At 64.7% G+C, this 22,836-nt stretch carries 13 protein-coding genes and 1 pseudogene; 2 read left to right on the forward strand and 12 right to left on the reverse strand.

Annotated features, from left to right (window positions below; genetic code table 11):
- Positions 1-11: 11 nt before the first annotated feature.
- From GEV06_13235 to GEV06_13270, 8 genes are all read right to left on the reverse strand, one after another.
- A complete protein-coding gene (locus GEV06_13235; GenBank protein ID MPZ18860.1) occupies positions 12-2,123 on the reverse strand; it encodes a hypothetical protein in 2,112 nt (703 codons plus the stop codon).
- Positions 2,120-3,640 carry a radical SAM protein gene (locus tag GEV06_13240; protein ID MPZ18861.1) on the reverse strand — a complete coding sequence of 507 codons (1,521 nt, stop codon included), beginning with the start codon at positions 3,638-3,640 and terminating at the stop codon, positions 2,120-2,122. The genes GEV06_13235 and GEV06_13240 overlap by 4 nt, the downstream gene beginning before the upstream one ends.
- A 106-nt stretch (positions 3,641-3,746) precedes the next feature.
- Positions 3,747-6,020, reverse strand: coding sequence for a TonB-dependent receptor (locus GEV06_13245; protein MPZ18862.1), 2,274 nt, complete (start codon positions 6,018-6,020; stop codon positions 3,747-3,749).
- Between the two features lie 202 nt (positions 6,021-6,222).
- The gene (locus GEV06_13250; protein MPZ18863.1) at positions 6,223-8,799 is read right to left on the reverse strand and encodes a hypothetical protein; all 2,577 of its coding nucleotides are present in this window, start codon (positions 8,797-8,799) and stop codon (positions 6,223-6,225) included.
- Positions 8,796-9,884, reverse strand: a complete 1,089-nt coding sequence (locus GEV06_13255) for a hypothetical protein (protein MPZ18864.1) — start codon at positions 9,882-9,884, stop codon at positions 8,796-8,798. Before GEV06_13255 ends, GEV06_13250 begins: the two co-directional genes overlap by 4 nt.
- A 22-nt stretch (positions 9,885-9,906) precedes the next feature.
- The gene (locus tag GEV06_13260) at positions 9,907-10,500 is read right to left on the reverse strand and encodes a sigma-70 family RNA polymerase sigma factor (GenBank protein MPZ18865.1); all 594 of its coding nucleotides are present in this window, start codon (positions 10,498-10,500) and stop codon (positions 9,907-9,909) included.
- Positions 10,501-10,614: 114 nt separating this feature from the next.
- Positions 10,615-12,732 carry a spermidine synthase gene (locus tag GEV06_13265; protein MPZ18866.1) on the reverse strand — a complete coding sequence of 706 codons (2,118 nt, stop codon included), beginning with the start codon at positions 12,730-12,732 and terminating at the stop codon, positions 10,615-10,617.
- A gap of 88 nt (positions 12,733-12,820) precedes the next feature.
- Entirely contained in the window at positions 12,821-13,798 is a 978-nt protein-coding gene (locus tag GEV06_13270) for a deoxyhypusine synthase (protein ID MPZ18867.1), read from the reverse strand.
- Positions 13,799-13,833: 35 nt separating this feature from the next.
- Here GEV06_13270 and GEV06_13275 point away from each other — a divergent pair, with 35 nt between their 5' ends.
- The gene (locus tag GEV06_13275; GenBank protein ID MPZ18868.1) at positions 13,834-15,168 is read left to right on the forward strand and encodes an MFS transporter; all 1,335 of its coding nucleotides are present in this window, start codon (positions 13,834-13,836) and stop codon (positions 15,166-15,168) included.
- A 364-nt stretch (positions 15,169-15,532) separates the two neighbouring features.
- Positions 15,533-17,656 (forward strand): hypothetical protein, encoded by a 2,124-nt coding sequence (locus GEV06_13280; protein ID MPZ18869.1) that lies wholly within the window; start codon positions 15,533-15,535, stop codon positions 17,654-17,656.
- A gap of 566 nt (positions 17,657-18,222) precedes the next feature.
- Here the strand turns inward: GEV06_13280 and GEV06_13285 are convergent.
- The 4 genes and pseudogenes from GEV06_13285 to GEV06_13300 form a co-directional block, all read right to left on the reverse strand.
- A pseudogene (locus GEV06_13285) lies at positions 18,223-18,321 on the reverse strand (DUF2497 domain-containing protein).
- Positions 18,322-19,282: 961 nt separating this feature from the next.
- Positions 19,283-19,900 (reverse strand): Uma2 family endonuclease, encoded by a 618-nt coding sequence (locus GEV06_13290; protein MPZ18870.1) that lies wholly within the window; start codon positions 19,898-19,900, stop codon positions 19,283-19,285.
- Between the two features lie 9 nt (positions 19,901-19,909).
- Complete coding sequence (locus GEV06_13295; protein MPZ18871.1) at positions 19,910-21,307, reverse strand: hypothetical protein; 1,398 nt, start codon at positions 21,305-21,307, stop codon at positions 19,910-19,912.
- Positions 21,308-21,311: 4 nt separating this feature from the next.
- A complete protein-coding gene (locus tag GEV06_13300; protein ID MPZ18872.1) occupies positions 21,312-22,754 on the reverse strand; it encodes an MBOAT family protein in 1,443 nt (480 codons plus the stop codon).
- Positions 22,755-22,836 lie beyond the last annotated feature (82 nt).

A 22,836-nucleotide genomic window follows, 5' to 3' on the forward strand; every position in this document is an offset into this window, starting at 1 on the left:
GTGATCCTCGTCTACCGTGCCACGTGATAGATGGCCACCGATCGGTTCCTGAACACCAGCCCGAAGCGATCGGGATTCGCATTCAGCAAGGGCTCGAAGTTCGGGTACTTGTGGCGCTCGGGCGGCCCGACGACCAAATAGTCGATCCTGAGCTGAGCCGCCCGTTCATGAACCTGCCCCGCGTCGCGCATATGGTACATCCCTCGCACTATTCGGCTGGCGTCCATGTATTTGGCGAGCGGCACCATGGAGATTGGAATGCCGGTGGACATACGGCGCTCGGCAAAGGCAGGCACGTACGCCCAGGTCGTCGTGTGGCGGACGTACGGCTCCACCTGCACGATGGCATCGGCGGGCGTGAAATGCCTGATCCAGTCGAGCGCCTCGACCTCGTCGCGGGTCAGGACGAGTGTCCAGCGGAACCCGCCGCCTATCTCCGTGACCTTCTCGCGATTGGTCAGGTCCTGCGTGTTGTAGAGGTCGATGGCCGTGAGTGGAGCGGCCGCCAACGCCAGCAGGAGCGCCCCGGCCGTTGTGGCAATTTTCGTCCGGGTACCCCCTCGCCACAATTCCTGGATGGCGAAGCCGACCAGGACCGCCAGCGCCATGAACAGGAAGTGGCCAGCGCGCCACCCGACGTACACGAACTGATGATCCCGCACGTCGACGAAGAAGTAGAACCAGAGAGAGATTGCGATCACGATGCCGACAACACCGAGCTCGGTGGCGCGCCGGCGCACCGCGAGCCATGCGCCCACTCCGCCCGCGATGAGCATGGGGCCAAAGCTCAAGAAGATCCCGACGACCGGACTGGTCACAGCAGTGTGGTTCAACCGAATGCGAACGAGCAGATCGCCCCGATCCGCGTAGCGGAGGGCGCTGGCCAGCGTCAACCCGAGCGCGAGCGGCACCGCACCAGCCAGCGCGCCTGTGGCAATAGCCCGCCACTGTCGCACCATGACCAGCCGGGCGAGGGCATACACGGCGACCATTGCCGTGATCATCACCGCCGAGAAAGTGCTGAGCAGAAGGCAGGCGGCCAACAAACTGCCCACCATCGCCATCAAGGCCGACCAGGGGAAGGTTCGAGGTTCAAGGGTCGAGGTTCGAGATTCGAGGTCCGAGGTTGGAGGTTCGAGGTTCGAGGTCCGAGATTTGGGGCAGGCTTGAACGACGCAGAGCAACGCCGAGAAGCCAATCGCGTAGCCCATCGCATGGTGGGGTTGATACAGCAACAATCTGTGCAGACCGTCGACCGGCATGCTCCCGTAGATCCAGCGAGTGACCGCATCGATGTTCAGCTGGCGCACCAGATCGAGGGACGCTCCCGCCGACCACAGCGACCACAGGCGCTCGGTGCCTTCGAAGCTCGTGAAGAGCACGCCGGCCGTGCAACCGAGCGCCGCCGCAGTCGGGCCGCGGACGAAGTGCCGCACGAAAAAGAAGAAGAAAGCGATGAAGACGAGATCGAGCGCCAGCGAGTTCACGAGCAGCACCTGCTCGTTGGTCAGATGCGGCCATTGCCGGTACTCCACCGACGGCAACAGGTGCGCCAGCCAGTAGTAGTGCAGCGTATCGTCCAAATAGAACTGGTTGTGCGGCGGCACGTCTCCCTTGCTCAGCTCGGCGACGACGGCCATACGCCAGACGAAGTCGGCGGTGAAGTAGGCGCGGTAGGCGCGACCGCCCTCGACGGTCTCACCAACCCGAGCAAACGGTCGACCCACTACCATGGGGACGAGGAGCAGGAGCAGCAGGAGCGCGGCAGCATCCTTCCGCGTGAAGCGCGGCAGCGCAAGGCAGCCGGACCACCTGCGCGCCGGCCAGACGACGAGCAATGCCAATACGGGCGGGAGCACCAACAAGACGCTGCCTCGCAGGCCGGCGATCCAGAGCCCCAGCAGGACGAGACAGCTCAACGCGTAACCCCACACCGCACCAACCAACAGCGAGGCCAACCACGTGCCCCGGCCGTACAAGCTGCGAGCGACGAGCACACCAGGTGCACAGAACCAGAACGCGATGAGTAAGAGGAGGATGCCCCACGTGAGCGGCAGGATCGCTGAAAGGGTGAGAACGAGCGACGCGATCAGCGCCAGAGCTGCAGCGAGGATTGCAATCATCCGGAGAGGGGCGCCGCACCGGACGCCGTTCCGTAATCGAACGCATGCATGCGTAGCAGGCGCACGCCGGACTTGACATAGTTGAGCAGGATCCGCGGTGAGTCGATGCCACGCAACGTCTCGACGACGTGGGAGGGCCGCAGGTAGAAGCTGAGGAGCGCCTTCTTTCTGAGCGCGATGAGCTCATCGGTCGAGAGCGACAACGTTCGGACAATTGGCCGGGCATAGTCGCCGCGCGGCAGGTCGGATTCGTCGAAGAGCTGCATCTCCTTGGCCATTCGATAGTACTCGGTTCCGGGCAGCGGATAGGCAATGTTGAAATCGAGGAAGGTGGGGTCCAGCTTCTTGGCAAACGCGATCGTCTCCTCCACAGTGTCGCGGGTCTCCCATGGGAGGCCTATCAGAAAGAGGCCGTAGGTCCTGAGACCGTGCTGCTTGCAGAGCGCGACGGCTCTCTCGGCGTCTGCGAGCTTGGCCCGCTTCTTCATCCGGTCCAACATCTCCTGGTTGCCGCTTTCGATCCCGAAGCCGACGATCCAGCAGCCGGCCCTCTTCATCCACTGCGCCCGCGTGTCGCTGATCGTGTCGACCCGACTATTACAGCCCCACCGAATATCGAGGCCGCGATCGAGAATCTTCTGGCAGAGCTCGACGACCCACTTCTCGTTCCACGTAAACGTATCCGCTCGAAAAAAGAAGTTGCGGATGCCGTGCTTGGTGACGCACTCCTCGAGCTCGTTGGCGATGTTCTCCGGCGAGCGCACCTTCAGGCGATAGCCCGAAGCGACCGTTACCGCGCAGTAGATGCATTTGTGCGGGCAGCCACGTCCGGTCTCGATCATCGTGATCGGCTCGCCGGTATCCGGTGCGACATACAGCTCGTTCTTGAGGAGGTGGCGCGCGGGAAGGGGCAGCGCATCGAGATCCTGTACATCGATGAACGGGCGGTCTGGCGTCCGCGCCATCGCACCATCCATGCGGTAGCTGATACCTAGAATCTGCGACCAGTCGCCGGCCATCGCAATCTCGGCCAGCGTGTGCTCCGACTCGCCACGGATGACAACGTCCAGCTCAGGATGCCCGGCCAGGACCTCCTCGTCTTTGGGCGTGAAGTGCGCGCCTTTGGCCACGGTGACAATGGATGGCTCGATCTCCTTCGCAAGCCGGCACGCGGCGAGGTCGCGGACGAGCGTGGGTGTCGTGACGCTCACCAGTAAGAGGTCCGGCATGAAGGTCTCCACGCCCACACGCACATCGTCCCACGTGGCTCGCTCTGCCGCGAAGTCGCCGATGCGGCACTCGATCCCAGTGCTCTCCAGCGCCGCAGCCATGTAGGCGAGATCGAGCGGGGAGCGATTCGGCTGCGCGGTCATGCCGTCCACCGGCGCTTGGCAGCGATCGTCGCGCATGTAGACGCCGCTCGGCGGGTACATCAGCAACACGCGCTTCACGCCGCGCTTCGCCGTCTCATGCGACGAAGAAATATTTGACGAGCGTAAAGGCTGCTGCGACACCATGCCTCCAATATTGTCTCGCGCAACATTGAAGGTCAAGGTTTTGACGGCGGAAGGGGTGGGCCGTATTGGCAGCGACGTGCCGGCCGCCTCGGCGAGGCGGCCCTACCTAAAACTCCCACAGGAGGCCGGCAGATGGAAAGAACGGAAACAGCTTCTCGATCTGCCCGTAGCTCTCGGGACCAAAGTTCGCATGATTCAGCACGTTCGTCACTTCGACGAACAGGGTCATCCGACTACGTCCGTACGTGAACGCGCGGCTCCAGCGTGCGTCGAGCCGATGGTAGGTGGGCAAGCGCGCACCGTTGCGCCGATCCGTCAACAGGTACGTGGGCGTCTCATCCTCGTCATCGTCGATGGGCCCGGCGGCATAGTAGCCACGCATCGGATAGTTGCTCCCGTAGAGATACTTGACCCCAACAGTCGATTGATGCGAGAGACGGAACGTTGCCTGGGCGTAATCCGCGGGGAAGATCTCGCCACGTTCGACATCCTCGCGTTCCGTGTTGGCATAGGTGTACGACACCCATCCGTTCAGCCGTCCGCTCGTCCGGCGCTGCAGGAGGAGCTCGACACCGTAGCTCCTGCCGCGCAAGGCGTTCTCATAGCGACTCGCGAACGAGCCCGGCAGCTCCACGCCATCGACAAGGCGTGGCTCACCATCGCGCCGCCAGAGCAGGTCCCGCTCCTCGCGGCGGTAGCACGTCACCACGCTGCGCAGATCCGTGGGAAGACGACGCTCGACGCTCAGATCGTACGTCCAGGACCGCTCCGGCTTCAGGTTGTCTCCGGCGTAGAGACCAATCACATGCGCGAACGTTGGCATCTCATGAGAGAGACCGACGCCACCACGGAGGATCGTCGCCGGCGTGGCGGCCCATTCGGCCTGCGCCCACGGTGAGACGGTCGTCTCCGACGCAAGGTTGGAGTGATCGATACGGCCCCCCGCGTTGACCGTGACGTTCTGCTCCCCCTGCCAACGCGCCTGTCCGTAGATGGCCTGCGTATTCGCCGTGCCATCGTAGGAGTCACGCAGCAGGTTCGTCGAGCCTTCGTCCAACTCCGCAAGATCATCGACCTGGTGCCGCGTCGTCTCGACGACGCCGCCCGCATCGAGCGTCCAGGCCGACGACAGCGACGCTGTGAGGTCCGTCCGGTATCCGACCATGCGAAACCGGTTCCGGTTGAGCGTGAACCCGTCGGCATTGCGACCGTCCAGCAGACTCGCCACCGCATAGCCGCGCTGCCGCATGACGACCCCGTCACCGAATGTGCTCTGTAGCGTGAGGTAGTTGATCGATGATCGGTTCTCGGCGTTCCACAAGTCGTTTGGATCGACGATCTCTTCCTCTATGTCAAGGTCGAAGTAGCCGCCGAGCGTCGCGCCCTCGAGCCGGTGCGTCGGCGTGAGCCCGATGGAGAGCTTCGCCAAGGCATCGGTGAACCAGAAGGAGACGGTCTCGTCCTCCTCGTCTTCGTCCTCGTCCTCGAAGGCGCTGGCCAGCCAACCGATGTAGCTCTGCCGCGCTGAGATCAGCCACGACCCTCGACCTCCGCTGCCAAGTGGGCCTTCGACGATCCCCGAAACGGCCGTCCCGCTGACGCTGCCTTGCACACGGAGCCGGTCGGCCGACCCGTTACGGCTTTGAAATTCCAATTGTGGTCCAATGCCGCTGTCGAGCCGCTGCGGAGAGGCGCCGCTCAAGAGCGTCACCCCTTCCAGGACGTCGCTGTTGACGAGCGACGCAGAGCCCCACTCAGGATTCTCGACTGCATGCAGCAAGGCAGCAGTTGCTGGAACGCCATCGAAGAAAATCCGCGCCCGCTGTGGCGCCTGCCCCCGCACGGAAAAGATCGCGCTCGCGTCGTTGCTGCTCGCCACGCCCGGCAGCGCCTGCACGGCGCGCATGGGATCGTCGAAGAGTGTGCCACGCAGGTTTTGCAGATCCGCTCCGCCCAGCGTCTGCTGCGAGATGGCGCCCGGCTCGCGCGCGCCGAACCGATCGCCGCCGGTCACCGTGACACGTTCTTCGTGCGTGCCGACCCCCTCGGCGAGGGGAACGGCGACATCGAGCGTCTGACCGGGCTGCACGACCGCCGTGCGCTCAACATACGCGTAGCCGACCAAGGACACCTGCAGCATGTACGTGCCTGGAGCCACATCCGCCAGGATCGCGCGCCCCTCGGCATCGGTCTGTGCGGACCGGTCGCCCGGCTGCAGACGCACCAGCACACCGGGCAATGGCACACCAGTTCGACTCTCCGTGATGAGCACACGGACGGTCGCGGGCGGGGAGGCTTCCTGCGCAGCCACGTGGACCGCCAGGCATGGACTCAGCAACGCGATCGCTAGGGCGAGCACTCGAACAAGGAACATCGACATCCTTCCATGAAGACGCACAGAATGTGCGCTCGGCAGACGAGCATCACGCTTCGCTGTTTCCTTGGAGAGTGGCTAGCGCAGAAATCCCTCGCGAGCGTCGAGGATAGTGTCCTTGGTCCTTGGTCCTTAGTTCTTAGTTCTCGGTTCTTGGCGCGCCCATTGCCCCGATGCCAAGGCGCACCAAGGACCAAGGACCAAGAACCTAAAATTCGATCTGCAGACCAGCCGAGGGGAGCACGGGGAACAAGCGCTCGGTGGCGTCCAGGACTTGGCCGGTTTGCGCGTCTACGACACCCGGGCGAGCGCCGTAGTTCTTCCGGCCGAGCACATTGAGGACTTCGAAGAAGAACGTGAGCCGACGATTCCAGAAGGTGAACGTGCGATTCACGCGGGCGTCGAGCCTGGCGTATGGGGGCAGGCGCGTCTCGTTACGGCGATCGCTTATCACGAGCTCCCCGTCATGCGAAGCGATGTATCCGGGCATGGGAAAGTTGCTACCAAAGCGAAACGTCGCACCGACGCTCGTCTTGTCCGTCAGACGATAGTGCGCATGGGCATTCACCGTGTGACGTTGATCGAAGTCTCCCCAGAACGTCTCGCCGCGCGCGGCGTCGGTGTAGCGCGTCCGTCCATACGCGTACGAGACCCATCCCGTCAGGTCGGAGGGGCCATCGCGCGCGAGCAGCAGCTCAACGCCGCGAGACCGGCCCCTCAACGCGTTCGCGTACTGCGGCTGTGGCGCGGGCGCGACGAGCGATCCGTCCACCAGCCGATAGTCCGCGTCCTCCAGCCGCAGGAAGTCGCGGTCCTGGCGGTCGTAGAGGGTCACCTGCGCGCGGAGGAACGGCTTCGGTCGCAGCTCGACGCCCACATCGAGGTGCCGCGACTGTTCGCTGCCGAGCTCGGCGCCGCCCGACGGCCCCAGCACCTGTTCGATCTCAGGCGTTTGTCGATACCATCCTGCCGCGGCACGCACGCTGAAGGTGTCTCGTATATCCCACGCCGCTCGAACCGACGGCAGGACAGCGGTCTCATCGATCAGGCTCGAGCGCGTCACCCGCACGCCCGGCGCAACAGACCAGCCCGCCCCACCCTGCCATGTCATCTGCGCGTAGCCCGACACCAACGATGCGCTACCATCGACGATGGTGTCTCGCTCCGGACTGGTCGTCGACGAGGACGGTACGAGCACGGTCGGCTGCGCCGTCTGCCGATCGTGCTGTTGCTGCGCCGACATGCCGACCTGAACGAGCGTCTCGGGGCGCGCTGCCCAGGAGACGTCCGCGCGATAGGCGACGTCTTGGAACCAATTTCGCGACAACTCCCGATCGGCGGCGCCCGTATTCCCGAATCCCTGCCCCGCCACCGAGACGCGCTGACTCACGACCAGTCTCGGCGAGAGCGTCGACTGCAACGCCAGGATGCCGAGTCCTGCGCCGTGCCAGTTCAGAAGTCTGTCCGCGCTCACGGAGTCGTGACGATTGTCGAGATACGTGCCGCCAACCACGAACGTGGTTTGAATCTGGTGTCCTCGCGCCACGTCGTAGACAAGCTTCGACTGGAAGTCCGCGAAACCGAACTCCTTGGCGGAGTTGTCGCGAGCGACCGGCGTCAGCCATCCAGGGTAATCCGCACGAAACGCCGTCAGCCAGGAACCGCGACGGCTCGGTCCGATCGGTCCTTCGGCGACGACTGACAGGCCACCGCCACCGCCAATGCCATCGTTACCACCCCCGTCCAGCATGGTCTGCACATGGAGTCCGTTCCGACTCCCTTCACGAATCGTGGTGTCGAGCCACGCACCGGTACGATTGCCGTAGTGCAGCGGATAGGCGCCCGCGGCGAGCGACATCCGATCGACGATCTCGCGGTTGAGCAGGGCGACCGAACCGAAGGTGTCGTCGCTTTGCTCGATCGTGTGCACGAGCCACGGCGCCATGACACCGTCGATGGACATGCCGATATGTCGGAGACCCGCGCCGCGTACCGAGAAATCCCCGCGAAAGTCATCATTGGCGGCGACACCCGGCATGGCGTGCGCCACCCGCACGGGATCGTCCGTGAGGACGCTACGCAGTTGCTCGAGCTCGGCGCCGCCTAATGTTGCCTCCGCAGGCGTCAATCGCGGCGGCACGCCGCGTGCGGCACGTGCGCTATCTGTGACGGTGATCTGCTCGGTGTACGAGCACACGCGTGGCACGAGTGGCACGACCAGATCGACCACACCGGCCACGGGCACAACGGCATCCGGGCGTGCCTCCATGAAGCCGTGCATGACGACGACGAGGTGTTGATCCCCAGCGGGGAGATCATCGATCCGGAACGCGCCGTACGCGTCGGTGTACGCACGACTGCCGGCACGCGCCGGCGCCTGGACAAGGACGCCATGAAGGGGCGCGCCGGTGTGCGCGTCAAGGACGCGGCCGCGCAGCGAGCCGTGCGACTTGGGCACCGGCGGCGCGCGCGCCGGCCTTCGTTTCGGCGCTGGCACGACGAACACCGTTCCACGTGGTCCGTCCTTCGCCCGTAAGCCGTGAGGACGCAGGATCTCGTCCAAGATCTTGCGCGGCGACGTCGCGCGTGGCTCATCGGACACGAGCATGTCCGAGCGCACCAATTCTGTGCTGAAGATGATCTTCAACCCTTCGCGGCCGAGCGTCTGAAGCGCGTCCTTCAGCGGCCGGCCGGCATACGGACCGGCACCAGTGTCGGCCGTCGCGATCCCGTGGCTCGCGGTTGCAAAGGTGACAAACACTGCGAGCAGGCGACCAAGCGTCACCGCTGCGGCTCCTCGCGAGGCCCGCGGCCGCGCGACGGCTGGCTCGACGAGATGACGATGCTGCCATCCTCGATGCGATGCGTGAGGCCGCACGTGGCGAGCACGACGTCCAGCGACTCCTCGGGAGTCAGGCCATCGATCGACCCGTGCACGATGATTGTCGCCGCCGTATCTGCCAGCTCCGCGTCGGCGTACTGCACGCGCCACCCGCCCTCACGCTCGACCCACTCGAGGAACGCCGACAGCGGCTTTCCTTCGATATTCGCAGGTGGCGCCGCGCGGCTGACCCACTCCCACAATGCACCTTGCAGGGGAATCGCCCGGCGCGTGACCTCCCCGCCACGACTGGCGACGAGCTCCGTGCCGCGCCGCACTTCGTGCGATCGCCTCTCCTGCTCCAGCCGGACGATGCCATCCCGTACGCGCACGCGCAGTGCCGAGCTCAGACGCCGCACCTCGAAGCGCGTCCCGATATCGCGGGCGATGCCATACGGCGTGCGAATCTTCACCGGTTGGCGTTGTGAGGATCTCTCGTCGCCTGCGTCGACGTAGACCGCGCCCGCTTCCAGTGCGACATCGTCGTCCTTCTCCAGATGCACAGTGGTCGCTTCGTCCAACCGCAGCGACACACCGCTGGACAGGCGGAGAGCGGCACGCGTCCCCCCGGGCGTCCGCAGGACCGTTCCTTGATGAATGGGATGGCGCGCCGTGCGACGCTCCGGCTCCAGGGTGACCTCGGCCTTCTCGTGACTTCCCGTGGACTCCGTCAGAGAGACGGGGCCGGTTGCGGCCTCGAGGGTGGCGACGACCGTGATCGAGCCAGGCGGGCGAGATGGATTTCGCAGATACACACGGTGCGCGACGATCGCCAGCACCGCCGCCGTCGCCACGGCCGCAGCGAACAACGCCTGTCGTTGGCGTCGGCGCACGCGCAGCGTCTCCTGCCACGCCTCGCGGACCACTCCGCGCACGCGCTGGGTACGATGGGCGGGCGCCGCCGGCCGCGGCCCCGCCAAGAGCAGCAGCTCGCGCAAGGGATCACGCTCGTCAGGCGTCGCGCTCGCATCGGGGACCTGGTGCTCCATGAGGGTCAACGCTCCTCTGTGCTCACTCCGACACTACTTGGGTCAACGTCCAGCCGGACAGCGCGGCGAAGCCCTCGCGAAAGGCTGCGCGGGCGCGCGTCAACAGCGACTCGGCGGCCTTTGGCGTCGATCGTAGCCGCTCGGCAATGTCCGCGACTGCGAGTCCTTCGATATATTTCCACTCCAGCACATCTCCGTACCTGGCCGGCAGGTAGTCGAGCGTCAGGCGCACGAGCCGCGCCAGCTCGTGGCGGTCCAGCGTCACATCCGGCCGATCGGCGGCCCTCGCGGCGAGCGCTTCCAGCGACGCGCGAATTTCGGGAACGTCATCGATCAGGCGCACCGCCGACGGCCTCCCCTGACGGCGGTAGTAGGCACCAATCTCGTGCCGGCACAACGTACAAAACCATGTGAAGAGCGCCGCTTCACCTCGCCATGTCGACAGCTTGCGCAGGCCAGTGACGAGCGCCACTTGGACGATGTCTTCGGCCGCGTCCTCGTCCCGAACTCGATTGACGACAAAGCGGTACAGTCGAGGGAAGTGCCCGTCGAAGAACTCGTCGAAGGCCGACTCGTCGCCCGCGAGCATGCGGCGCGCCAGCGCGCGGTCATCCATGTCAATCCGTGAGAGAGGGGAAGGGCAGGAAATCCTTCGGATGGGAGCTCATGCTCCGCGTCCCGTCAACCTATCACGGATGGGGTGCTCCGGTCCTCGCAAGCGTTCGGAACATCAGCCGGTGAGGCGATCCGACTCGAGATCAGTCACGGCCTCGCCGACAGCCGCCCCTCGTCCCGCACCGAGCAGCAACGCAGCCAGGTAGCAGACGGCCATGATGAGCAACAAGAAGCGATAACCGGTGACGAGCGAGAGGTATTCCATCACGCCGCCCAGCATGGCGCCCAGCAGGTTGGCACCGTAGGCGGCAGACACCGCGGGCGTGCGCTTGAGACTGGCGCCAAACAGGAGCCCGGCACAGTACAACGGGCTGAAGACCAGGACCGCGTAGAAGATGGACTCCACCGTGCGACTCGCGAAGCCAATGGATCCAATTGGCAACAGGTAACTCACACCGATTAGGGCCAGGAGACCGGCACCGACGAGCCACCGACGGCGCAGCTCGTACTTGGTCATCGTCAGGGTGGCCGCGACGGCCATGACGAGCACGGAGGCTATGGCGAGGGAGGCAACGACCCAGGTCGAGCCCCAGAGCAATGCGAACTGGATGATCGACTTCGTCTCGAGCAACATGAAGCCGACGCCGAGCAGGAAGAACACCCAGAACTGCGGGGAAAGGGGGGAGAGCGCGCGCCGAGCGCCGTGGCCTCCGGGATTGTCGGACCTGCGCGCCCATCGCAGCGCACCACCGACGCTGACGGCGGAGAGGCCCAACACCAGCGCCAATGCCCAGGCGTAATGCGCCGGGAGCGTCGGTGCCTGCATGTAGAGAAAGGGCCAGTCATCGCGGGCCGGAACGACGGAGCGATCGCGCGTGAGTGGGCGGCCGGGGCTCACCACGTCCGGCTGGTTGTAAGCTGCCACGCGGTCCGGCGGCGGTGGGAACACAGGGACGCGGGCCAGACCGGGTCCCGCCATCATCACGGCAAGATAGGCATGCTCCTGATGCACGTGGACGCGCGGCGCTTCGCCAAAGGCCTGTTCCGCGGTGTTGGCCAGTCGATCGACGAGCCACTTCTCACGGAAGTAGTTGTAGATCACGAGCACGCCATCCGGCTCGAGCAATTCGCGCACGGCCCGAAACGATTCTTCGGTGAACATGTAGCTCTCGAGCCGTACGCTCGTAAAGCTGGACTGCAGCGTCAGCGAGTCGATGAGCGCGAACACCACGAGGTCGTACTTCCGATCGGTCGTCCGCAGAAAATGCCGGGCATCGTCGGTCACGACGCGAACGCGCGGGTCTTGATATGGACGATCTGGATGGTACCAGCGGCCGAGCGCAGCAATCACCGGATCGATTTCCACGGCGTCCACATGCTTGGCGCCGTGCTTGAGCGCCGCGGCGACGTCGGTGCCGGAGCCGGCACCCAGGATGAGGACGTTCTCGAACGTGTCACCAAACACCGTGTACGGCCACTCGTAGAAGTACTCCTTGTGGGCGATCGGGGCCATCGACTGGTGAAAGATGTTGTTGACCTCCACGACCATTTCGCCGTTGTCGTCGTGTGTCGTGATCTTGTAGTACGGCGACCAGATGGTGCCCACCTGCAGCGCGACCACGAGGCCCCACGAGACGGCCAGGAGCACGGTACTGGCGATTGCCCAGGTGCGGGGCATCTCCCAGACGAACAGCAGCGCCACCACGAGGGCAACGCCGAACCACATGGCGGGAGGGAGCTGCCAGTAGGACATCGCAGCAAATGCGCCGACGCCCGCCAGGCTCGCCATGAGATTGACCAGATAGGCACGCAGGGGGGGATGTCGCTCCAGCTCGCGTCCCATGCGCTGCGCGATGCTGGCAAACAGGACAGCAACCACGATGAACAAGAGGGGAAGGAAGTACGTGCTCTCGACGGGAACCACGCGTTCGGCGGTGCCGCTCGTAAAGTAAATGTGGCTGGAGGTGATGGGGACGGCCACTTCGAGCCGTAGAAAGTACACCGCGCCAACGACGGCGGCCTGAATCACGGCGAAGGCCCGGAACAGGTCCCATCGTACTCGAGCCAGCAGACAGCCAACGCCAATACCGAGAAAGCTGGCAAGCAGGATGAAGTTCGCGAAGTACGAGAGCAGGCGCACGTACGCTGGCATCCAGCGGATGAGCGCGACCTCGAGGAACAGGACGAGGAACGAGATCAAGAAGAGGCGAAACAGAGATGGGTTGGAGGTCAATCTACGACACCTTCGAGGTAGGGCGCGTTCGCCGAACGCGCCGTCAGACCGCCTTGGGCGAGGTCACGGCCGCCTCGGCGAGGCGGCCCTACCATCCGAGGACCTTCGCGAAGACGAGCGGCGTCACGATCGTCGCGTCGGACTCGATGACGAACTTGGGGGTCTCCGCGCCGAGCTTGCCCCATGTGATCTTTTCGTTGGGCACGGCGCCCGAGTACGAGCCGAAGCTCGTCGTCGAATCGCTGATCTGACAGAAGTAGCCCCAAAGCCGCACGTCTGACAGCTTCAGGTCCTGGTGGAGCATCGGCACGACGCAAATGGGAAAGTCACCGGCAATTCCCCCTCCGATCTGGAAGAACCCAATCGAGCGCTGGCCGCTCGTCTCTCGATACCATCGTGCGAGCTCGATGAAATATTCCACACCGCTCTTGATCGTCGTGGCCTGCTTGACATGGCCACCGATGCACCGCGCGGCGTACATGTTGCCCAATGTCGAGTCCTCCCAGCCAGGGACGAAGAGCGGGAGCGCCTTTTCGGCCGCGGCGGCCATCCAGCTATTGCGCGGGTCAATCTGGTAGAGCTCCTTGAGGCGACAGCTGCGCAGCAGGTCATAGAGGAACTCGTGAGGGAACCGCCGCACGCCCGCGCGGTCCGCTTCGTCCCAGTCCGCCATGACGAACCGCTCGATGCGGCGCATCGCTTCCTCTTCGGGGATGCAGGTATCGGTCACGCGATTGAGGTGCCTGTCGTACAGCGCCTCCTCATCAGCAGGTGTGAGGTCACGATAGTTGGGAATACGTTCGTAATGATCGTGGGCCACGAGGTTGTAGAGATCCTCCTCGAGGTTGGCGCCCGTACAGCAGATCGCGTGCACCTTGTCCTGGCGAATCATTTCGGCGAGCGAGAGCCCCAGCTCGGCAGTGCTCATGGCACCGGCCAGCGTGACAAGCATGACGCCGCCGTCTTCGAGGTGTCTCGCGTAGCCGTCGGCGGCCTCCTTGAGCGTTGCGGCGTTGAAGTGCCGATAGTGATGGTCCACGAACTGAGAAATGGGTCCAGCGCTCAAAGGCGGCTCCTTTCCGAACAGAAAAGTGTAGCAGAATGCAACAGAAGGTCCACGTGACGACACCATCTCCCCACGATGCCTCATCGGCCGCTCCGAGCGACGCCGAGGCGCTCGGCGCGAGCGAAGTCGACGCCGGCGTGCCGGGCGGCGTCGAGGCACGCGGTTTTGCCCGCCTCGCCGCGGCGCTTGCGTCGCGGAACTTTCGGCTGTTGTGGCTCGGTGCGGCCACGTCCACCTCGGGAACCTGGATGCAGCGAGTCGCGCAGAACTGGTTGGTCCTCACACTGACCGGCTCCGCATTCTATCTGGGCCTGGACTCGTTTCTCGGCGAGGTGCCCATTCTGCTCTTCACGCTGATTGGCGGCGTCATTGCCGACCGGCACGACCGGCGCACCCTGCTCATGACGTCGCAGTGGATTCAGCTGGCCTGTGCGTTCATCCTCGCAGGCCTGGTGTTCACGGAGCGCGTCGAGGTCTGGCACGTCCTGACGTTGTCGTTCATCACCGGCCTCGCGCAGGCGTTCGGCGGACCCGCCTACCAGTCGCTGATTCCCGCCCTGGTGCCGCGCGATCACCTGCCCAACGCGATTGCGCTGAACTCGATCCAGTTCAATCTCGCCCGCGTGTTTGGCCCGCTCATGGCCGGCGCTACGCTTGCAGCGCTGGGCATGGCCGCCTGCTTCATGCTCAACGGGATATCCTTTCTGTTCGTGCTGGCCGCGCTGGCGCTGTTACGTCTGCCACCGCATGAGGTCAAGCGCCAGCAACCGCACATTCTCGACGATCTCCGCCGCGGCATCGCGTATGTCCGCCGGCGCCAGGCGCTGGTCTCCCTGATCGCCGTGGCGTTCCTGTCCACCTTCTTGGGCTTTCCCATGCAAACCTTGCTGCCAGTGTTCGCGCAGGAGGTGTTCCATCAGGGCGTGGGGGAGTACAGCCGAATGATGACATGCGCCGGGGCGGGCGCTGTGGCCGGCGCGCTCGTCGTGGCCTGGCTAGGCCGCTTTGCCCACATGGGACGCACACTGCTCATCTTGCTCGGGGTGTACGGTGTGCTGGTCGTGGCCTTCGCGCTGTCGCGCGAGCTGTGGGTCACCTACGTGCTGCTGTTCGCGAGCGGCTCGGCCGTGATCATCACCAGCTCGTTGCTGACCTCGCTCGCCCAACTGGTCGCGCCAGACCACCTGCGCGGCCGGGTGATGAGCATCTTCATGGTGGCCTTTCGCGGCGGCATGCCGCTCGGCAACCTCCTCAGCGGCACCGTGGCAAGTCTTACCTCTGCCCCACTCATCCTCGCGATCAATGGGCTCGTCATCGTCGTCGTCTCGGCGTATTTCCTGACTCGTCGACAGGGCGTCGCGGAACTGTAAGGGACCAAGGGATCAAGGGGTCAAGGGATCAAGGGGTTGATCGAGCCGGCGTGGCACTACCCACGGGACCTGGGCAGCGCGAACCAAGAATTCCATGCTTGCCGCGGATCACGGACGCACCCCTTGATCCCTTGATCCCTTGGTCCCTTAGTCCCTTGATCCCTTGGTCCCTTAGTCCCTTGGTCCCTTAGTCCCTTGGTCCCTTGGTCCCTTGGTCCCTTGACCCCTTGACCCCTTGCCCCTGTTTTCCTTGACCTCACCGAGAAGCGCCGCTACACTCTCGGCGATCCTTCGGTGCTCCCAGCTACCGAACGAGTCGGTGCCTTGGCATCGGCGCTCCGTCATCACTGACAAGAGGTTCTCCATGAAGAAGGCCTGCCTGCAAGGCGTTCGTGTGGCTGCAACTGCAAGCCTGATCGCCGTGGCGCTCGGACTGGCCGCGACGGCTCAGGCTCAGACACCCAACACGCGCTGGGTGTTCCCCGAAGGCGTCTACGATCAAGGTGGCTTCTGGCGAGAAGAGATCATCGTCACGAATCCCGGTGACAAGCCGGTGCACGCGGCGTTGACGCTCTTGACACCGACGAGCCGCTGTAACGTGGGCTCAATCGATCCGCTGGCTCCGCTGACCGATATCCCGCCGACGAGTCAGTACCGGTACGACATCAGCTTTGCATTTGTCGCCAGGTTCTGCCCGCATCTTCCGGCGTCGGGCGCCGTAGCGGTGGTTCTCGAAACGACCGGGCCGGTGGTCGCGGAACGGACAATGTTCTGGGGCGGCCGGCACATGCGGGGGCAGACGGGTGAGGTTGGGTTTTCGGGGCCGGGCGCATCGCGGTGGTATTTTGCCGAGGGAGCCGCCGTCGGGCCGTTCCGCACTTTCTTCGCCCTCGCCAACGTCGATCCCCTCCTGGACGCCGAGGTGGAGCTGAAGTACCTGCTCGAGAACGGCTCCACGCGGACGAGCCAGGTGAGGGTCCCGGCCAGCACTCGCCAAACCGTCGAGGCGCCGCCGGGCATCGGCGGCTTCGGTGCCGAGGTTCGCTCGACCAACGGCGTGCCGATCTACGCCGAGCGCGCGATGTTCTGGTCGGACTATCAGGGCGGGCACACCTCGAAGGGCATCGCTGAGCCGAGCACGGAATGGCACCTCGCCGAGGGCGCGAACTTCGACGGCATCTTCACCACGTATCTGTTGTTCGCCAACCCGAATCCAACGCCGATCACCGTTGACGTGCGTTACCTCACCGACGACGGCGGCACGACGTCAGCGCAGTATTCGGTGCCCGCCAACGGCCGGCGCACCGTGCTGGTGGGCGCCCCTGGTCACGGCGGTCCGACCAACACGTCGTTCTCGGCGATCGCCACCGCGCCACTGGGTTTCGTGGCAGAGCGTGCGGTCTATGTGGCGGGCATGACCGAGGGCACGGCCTCTGCTGGTATTGCCGGTCCGGCCGTGCAGTGGGCGTTCGCGGATGGGGCATCCGGCGGATTCGCGGAGTATCAGCGGTTCGAGGATAACGACCGTCGTAGTTTCGATACGTATTACTTCGTCTCGAACCCTCACAACAGCGCCGCGACGGTCACCGTTCGATTCTATCGTCCGGATGGAACCGGTGTGGTCGAGTCTTACTCGGTGAAGCCGAGCTCGCGCATCGCGGTGTTGGTCACCAATCCGGCCTTGAGCAATCAGCGCTACGGTGCGGTGTTCACTGCGTCGCAGCCAGTGGTCGTGGAGCGTGCGATGTACTACAGCCGTGGCGCGCACGCAGTCGCCGGTGTCCCCTGGAGCGATCCGGTGACCGATCCGCCTGCGCCACCTGCGCCGTCGGTGACGGGCATCGTCAATCCCGCCGATGGGCAACCGCTGAACCGCTCGACCGGCGGCCCCGTTCTGCTGGTGGGAAGCAACTTCGCCCGAGGCGCCAGCGTGTCGTTTGGCGGACAGACAAGCACCGTCCTCGAGGTGCTCAACAGCAGCGCCATGCTCGTCGAACCTCCGCGGGATGTGCAAGCGAGCGACGGCGCCGTCGACGTGGTGGTCAGTTGGCCATCGGGCCAATCGGTGACGTTGCCAGCGAGCTTCGACGTGGCACATCGCGCGCCGGATCCACCGCCGGGTCAGTTCCTGCCGGTTCCGGACTACGCGCCGGGCGTCGTCGTGCAGGTCGCGACAGAGCGGCCGGACCTCCTCGCAACATCGTGTCAGCATCACTACGGAGCGGCCGGCTGGGGCTTTCTAGACGCGGTGGTCGACCGGCTGCGCCAGTTCGACACGCGCTGGGGCTACAACTGCAAGCGTGGCTACTGCAGCGACCCGTCGCAGGATGTGGTCAGCTATCATCGGGGAGCCGGTCCGACCGTTGAGGGCGTCGGCGACGTCTGGGTCATCGACGTCGTGTTCTCGCACTGCGGATCTCCGTCTCCGAACTGGCTCGTTCATGCGCATCCCGGGCCCGCGGGCTGGACGAGTCGAGGACGGTTCTAATCAGGATTCAGGGATCGGGAAACAGGAATCGGCCCTTCGACTCACCTATTCAACGCTGATTTCACCGGGGCGGACGTCCTCCCTCGGTGATGGACCAACCTGGATCCATCATCGAGGGAGGGATCTGCCGAGCTCAGCCCCCGAGGGGTCCGGATGACTCAGAATCGGCCACGGCTCGTCCACCCGGCCGCACCGCCGTAGTGGTGGACCAACCAACCCGGCGACGGCGACCCGCCGCAGTGCCCGTTGATGACATCGATCACCCAGACATCTCTATTGCCCTCTACGGTTGGCCCTGAGCCACCGTGATAGGCAACGACATCTTGTGACGGATCCCCGCAGTTGCCACGTTTGCAGTTGTAGCCCCAGCGCGTGTCGAACTGGCGCAGGCGGTCGACGACCGCATCGAGGAACAGCCAGCCAGCCGCGCCGCGCTCATGCTGGCAGGACCCGGCGAGGAGGTCCGGTCGCTCCTGAGCCACCTGCACGACGACACCAGGAGCGTAGCCTGGCACCTCCAACCGCCCTCCAGGCGGCGGATCGGGCGCTCGCCCTCCACCGCCGCCTGGCGGCGGCTCCGGGGTGGGCGGAGGACCTGTCGTCGGCGGAGGATCTGTCGTCGGTGGTGGCTCCGGGCTCGGCGGCGGTGGCTCTGGACTCGGTGGCGGTGGCTCCGGAGCTGGCGCTGCTGCCGGTGTACGGAACGACTCGACAGGAGAGTATCCACTCTTTGCCTTGCTGCTGATGGCTTGAACGCGCCAGAAGAGCTGGCGCTCCGGTCCAACATCGCCCATGGGCGCCAAGGTTTGCGTCCCCTCGGCTCGCGGCACCGTGAGCACCGCCTCCATCGATGCAAAATCGGCGTCCTTCGCCACCTCGAAGCGATATGACACCTGGCCGGCGGGTCCCTTCACCGCGCCATTGTTGGCGACGAGAACGGGCGTGGTGTTCAGCGTGACCTCGCCACCCACCGGCACAGCCGGAGCTGGCGCCTCGATGGCGACCGGCTCCGCCAGCTCGAACGACGCCGCGGCGGAGAAGCCGCCCGTGTTCGCCCCATCGAGGCCTCGCACACGCCAGTAGTAGGTCTGGTTGACCGGCAGCTCCTCCGGCACGCGATATTGCGTCTGACCCTCCTCCCCCACCGGCAGCTCGTCGACGTCGACGATCAGCTCCGAGAACTCTGCATCCGCCGCAAGCTGCAGGTGCTGCTGCAGCGGCCGTTCACCGTTGGTGGTCGCGTTCTGGAACGCCAGCGTAATTGGCTCGCCGGCATCGACACTCTCACCGTTGGCGGGCTCGAGCGGGGCTGGTGCGGTAATGGACACGCCGGCGATGGGACCGGCGACGTCAGGGCTGAGGGGATTTCGGCTCTTGTCGGCCTCGGTACATCCGGCGGCTGTCAGGACGCCGACCACAAGAGGGACCAGTAGGCTGTGTCTGCACATCGATACCTCGCCTTACAGATGAGCAGACGCACCACATGCCCCGTTTGCGGGCGTCTCCAGATGAACTATCGGCCAGCGAGGGCCACAACTTCAGTGGGCCCAGGCCATGCGAATGGCGTGTAGTGTAGCTCAACTCGCGCCGTGAGGGAAACGTGAGGGTACCAAGAAAGAGGACGACTCAGCTAGAGCCGCCGCCCCGCAGAGCGTCACGGAAGGCCTTCATTGCCTCCGATGCCGTGGGGCGGTCAAGGAAGGAACAGAGTAATGCGATGTCGAGATCTGGGAACAACGCGCTGCTATTCGTTTGCTCGTAATGGTCTTGGCGCAAGAGATGGATCTCGATTCGACCCTCCTTCCAGAACCAGACCTCACCGATGCCGAGGCGGCGGTAGATTTCCAGCTTGTCGATGCCTCCACTAGTCCACACGACCTCGATCGCCAGGTCTGGCACTTCCTTACTCTGGTCGGTGCCAACGATGTAGCACTCGTCTGGCTCGACGCCGCTCTGCTTGGGAACGCTCTTGAGCGTCCAGCTCCCGTACGGTGAAAAGGCGATGTCGCGCTCCAGCGCATACACCGCGACGAGAAGGCCGATGTGTGACTTGATGCGCTCGTGGTCCTTCGATGGGCTCATGATCTCGAGCGCCCCTTCCAGATAAGAGATGCGCGGGCCTGAGGCATCGCCGCGCAGGGCGAGCTGGACCTCGTAGTGCGACCAGGGCACGCCGTAGCTGACGAGCCGCTGATCCGCGGTCGGCACGTGCTCTCCGGCGGGGATTGATGCTTGCGTGGCCACGAATCTAGATTACCACGCGTTCGCCCGAGCCCGCGCCTCCGGGCGATCGCCCTCGGCTCGGCGATCCAAAGGAATCACCCTCCAGTCACCAATGGCGAGCTCGCGTGTCGCGAACTGGTAAATCACCACATGCTTGCCGGCGAGACGATCGGAGCGCGCGCCGAGCCCCCGGCGCAGCAGGGCGCGCGTCGCAAACGCCCCGTCGTCGTTCTGCACGATCCGGTCGACGGGCCGCTGCAGCTCGTAACTGAGCTGCTCCGCAAAGCCTGCGGAGTCACCCCAGCGCATCGACGCCAACGAGTAGATGTTGGTGAAGCTATCGCCGAGCAGCAGCACATCGGCCGAGCGCGAGGGCTGCCACTTTCTGCCGTCCGGCGCGAGCACCCGACGCAGGAACACCGACTCGGGCGGATACAGCAGTTGGCCCGGCGGCAGATCGAGCATCAGCGCGATGTCGCCGACGTTCTGTACGGCGCGGCGCACCGTGCGGTAGCCAGCCGGCGGCACCGCGGGCAGTGACACGTGCCGCTTCACGAAGTCGGTCAGGAGCGTTGCCGCGAGCTGGAGCGTCTCTGGACGCCAATGCGTGTCGGTGGAAAGGTAGGGTGCGCGCCCACCAGTGACGCGTGCATCGACAAACGCCTGCGACGGATCGAAGACCAACACCCCGGCCTCGGTGAGCTCCTCGATGAACGCGGTGTACGACGGATTCTGGAGCGGCGTTGACCAGTCGGCGTAAGCGCCAGCCAGCTTCTCGGGCTGGATGGTTGCCTTGACGGGCGTCGGCATCACGACCAACGCGATGCCACGTGCTTCCAGGTCACGCGCGAGCTGCAGGATCGCGACGCGTGGATCCGGCTGAGGAGGCGCGGTCCAGGCGTCCGCAGCGGCCACGCGCCGTTCGAGCTCCGCGGGTCTCAGAAACCCTCGTCCGGTGACGTACTCGACATCCGGCCGGTAGAACAGCCAGCCCTCGCGGCCGCGGTACACTCGTTCGTTGCCGACGCCCAGCCACCGGCTCAAGACGATCTGTGCCAGTGGGCGCAGCACTCGACCGAGCCGCGACTCGTCTTCGAGCGCGTTCTCGAACGACTCCAGTTGCGCGAGCACGGTGCGGTTCGCGGTCACGGTGCGTCCCCAGGCGCTCGCCGCCTCCGTCTGCGCCAAGGCGAGCGAGATCTCACGCGGCAGCCCTCCCAGACGCGACCAGGCAGGCTCGCTCACATCCGTATCGGAGGCCTTCACGATGCCCTGCCATTCGAAGAGCGGCACCGCGATGACAAACGCGACGAACAGGACAACGAGCGTGTGCACGACGGCTGGACGGACGGTGGTGTGACCGACCTCGATCCTTGCGATCTCCTCCCGCGACAACTCCGGCATCTGCGATGCGACCTGATCGACCATGGACCTAGAAGATGAAATAAATAAACGGATTGTATGCCTGCGTCGTGAGCACCACCGTGGAGAGCACTAACAGCGCGACAACTGCAGCGGCCTTCGGCCAGCTCAGCGTCCGCGTCCAGTCCCAGGTCTGTGGGCAGCACCAGGTGATCACCGCCGCGAGTCCGACGGTAAGCACGTAATATGGCTGATACACGATGCCCGCCAGCAACCCAGCGCCCTCTTGAGGCGTGCCTTGTCCAACCATGTTCGCGACGTAGCGTATCGCCGCCGGTAGATCGGACGCACGAAAGAAGACCCATGTGAACAACAGGAGGACGAATGTCAGTCCCACGCGAAGCGGCGCCGGAAAGCGCGCGTAGATCGCCGCCTTTCCAAACATGCGCTCGAACGCCAGCAGCACGCCATGGAGGCCTCCCCAGATGAGGAAGTTCCACGCAGCGCCGTGCCACAAGCCGCCAAGCAACATGACGATGAGCAGGTTGACGTACGTGCGGGCCGGACCTTGACGATTACCGCCCAGCGGGACGTACAAGTAGTCGCGCAACCAGGTCGACAGCGAGATGTGCCACCGGCGCCAGAACTCGGTGATGGATTTCGATCGATACGGCGAATCGAAGTTCTTCGGAAACACGAAGCCCAACATCAGGCCGAGGCCAATGGCCATATCGGAGTAACCGCTGAAATCGAAGTAGATTTGGAACGCGTACGCGGTCACGCCGTACCATGCCTCGAGCGGATCGAGCGAGCCGGCCTCGAACGCCAAATCGGCCACCTTACCGCACGGATTGGCGAGGAGCACCTTCTTTGCCAGGCCCATCGAGAAGAACGCGATGCCTCGGGCAAACTTCGTCGCGGTGTGGCTGCGCGTACGGAGTTGATCGGCGACTTCCGAGAAACGGATGATTGGTCCCGCCACGAGCTGAGGGAACATCGAAACGAAGCAGGCCAAGTCGATGAAGTTCCGGATCGCCGATACCCGGCCGCGATACACGTCGATCGTGTAGCTCATCGACTGAAACGTGTAGAAGCTGATGCCGAGCGGCAGCGTCACGCGCAGGGCGGTGTCCAATCGAAGCGACGGTAAACCCATCCACTCGACGAGCACGTCGTAGCTCCCGGCGCCGAAGTTGAAGTACTTGAAGAACCCCAGGAGGCCGAGGTTGGTGCAGAGGGAGACGACGAGCGCCGCTCGCGCTTTCGAGGTACGAGGGGCGAGGGGCGAGGGCCGAAGGGGCGAGGAGCGCTCACGCTGAATCACCAGCCCGCAGAGGTAATCAACCGTCGTAGAGCCGAGGAGGAGGACGACAAAGAGCGGATTCGCCCAACCGTAGAAGACGTAGCTGAGAACGGTGAGAACGAGGTGCCTCAGGCGCCGCGGTGCCGCATAGTAGAGTGCCAGGCAAAGGGGGAGAAAGTAGAAAAGAAAGAGGTACGAGCTGAAGACCATGCGGGAAGTCCGGTAGGGCGGCCCTTTAGGGCCGCCGTGGATAGGCCCGCCCTACCGCCTCAATGAACAGCATTCCCCTCTA

This window comes from Luteitalea sp. (assembly GCA_009377605.1).
In the GTDB taxonomy this organism is placed as follows: domain Bacteria; phylum Acidobacteriota; class Vicinamibacteria; order Vicinamibacterales; family Vicinamibacteraceae; genus WHTT01.

Excerpts from the sequence above, each read along its gene's own strand:
- GEV06_13235 (MPZ18860.1), bottom strand. The coding sequence starts at position 2,123 with ATGATTGCAATCCTCGCTGCAGCTCTGGCGCTGATCGCGTCGCTCGTT.
- GEV06_13240 (MPZ18861.1), bottom strand. The coding sequence starts at position 3,640 with ATGGTGTCGCAGCAGCCTTTACGCTCGTCAAATATTTCTTCGTCGCAT.
- GEV06_13245 (MPZ18862.1), bottom strand. The coding sequence starts at position 6,020 with ATGTCGATGTTCCTTGTTCGAGTGCTCGCCCTAGCGATCGCGTTGCTG.
- GEV06_13255 (MPZ18864.1), bottom strand. The coding sequence starts at position 9,884 with ATGGAGCACCAGGTCCCCGATGCGAGCGCGACGCCTGACGAGCGTGAT.
- GEV06_13260 (MPZ18865.1), bottom strand. The coding sequence starts at position 10,500 with ATGGATGACCGCGCGCTGGCGCGCCGCATGCTCGCGGGCGACGAGTCG.
- GEV06_13275 (MPZ18868.1), top strand. The coding sequence starts at position 13,834 with ATGCAACAGAAGGTCCACGTGACGACACCATCTCCCCACGATGCCTCA.
- GEV06_13280 (MPZ18869.1), top strand. The coding sequence starts at position 15,533 with ATGAAGAAGGCCTGCCTGCAAGGCGTTCGTGTGGCTGCAACTGCAAGC.
- GEV06_13295 (MPZ18871.1), bottom strand. The coding sequence starts at position 21,307 with ATGGTCGATCAGGTCGCATCGCAGATGCCGGAGTTGTCGCGGGAGGAG.
- GEV06_13300 (MPZ18872.1), bottom strand. The coding sequence starts at position 22,754 with ATGGTCTTCAGCTCGTACCTCTTTCTTTTCTACTTTCTCCCCCTTTGC.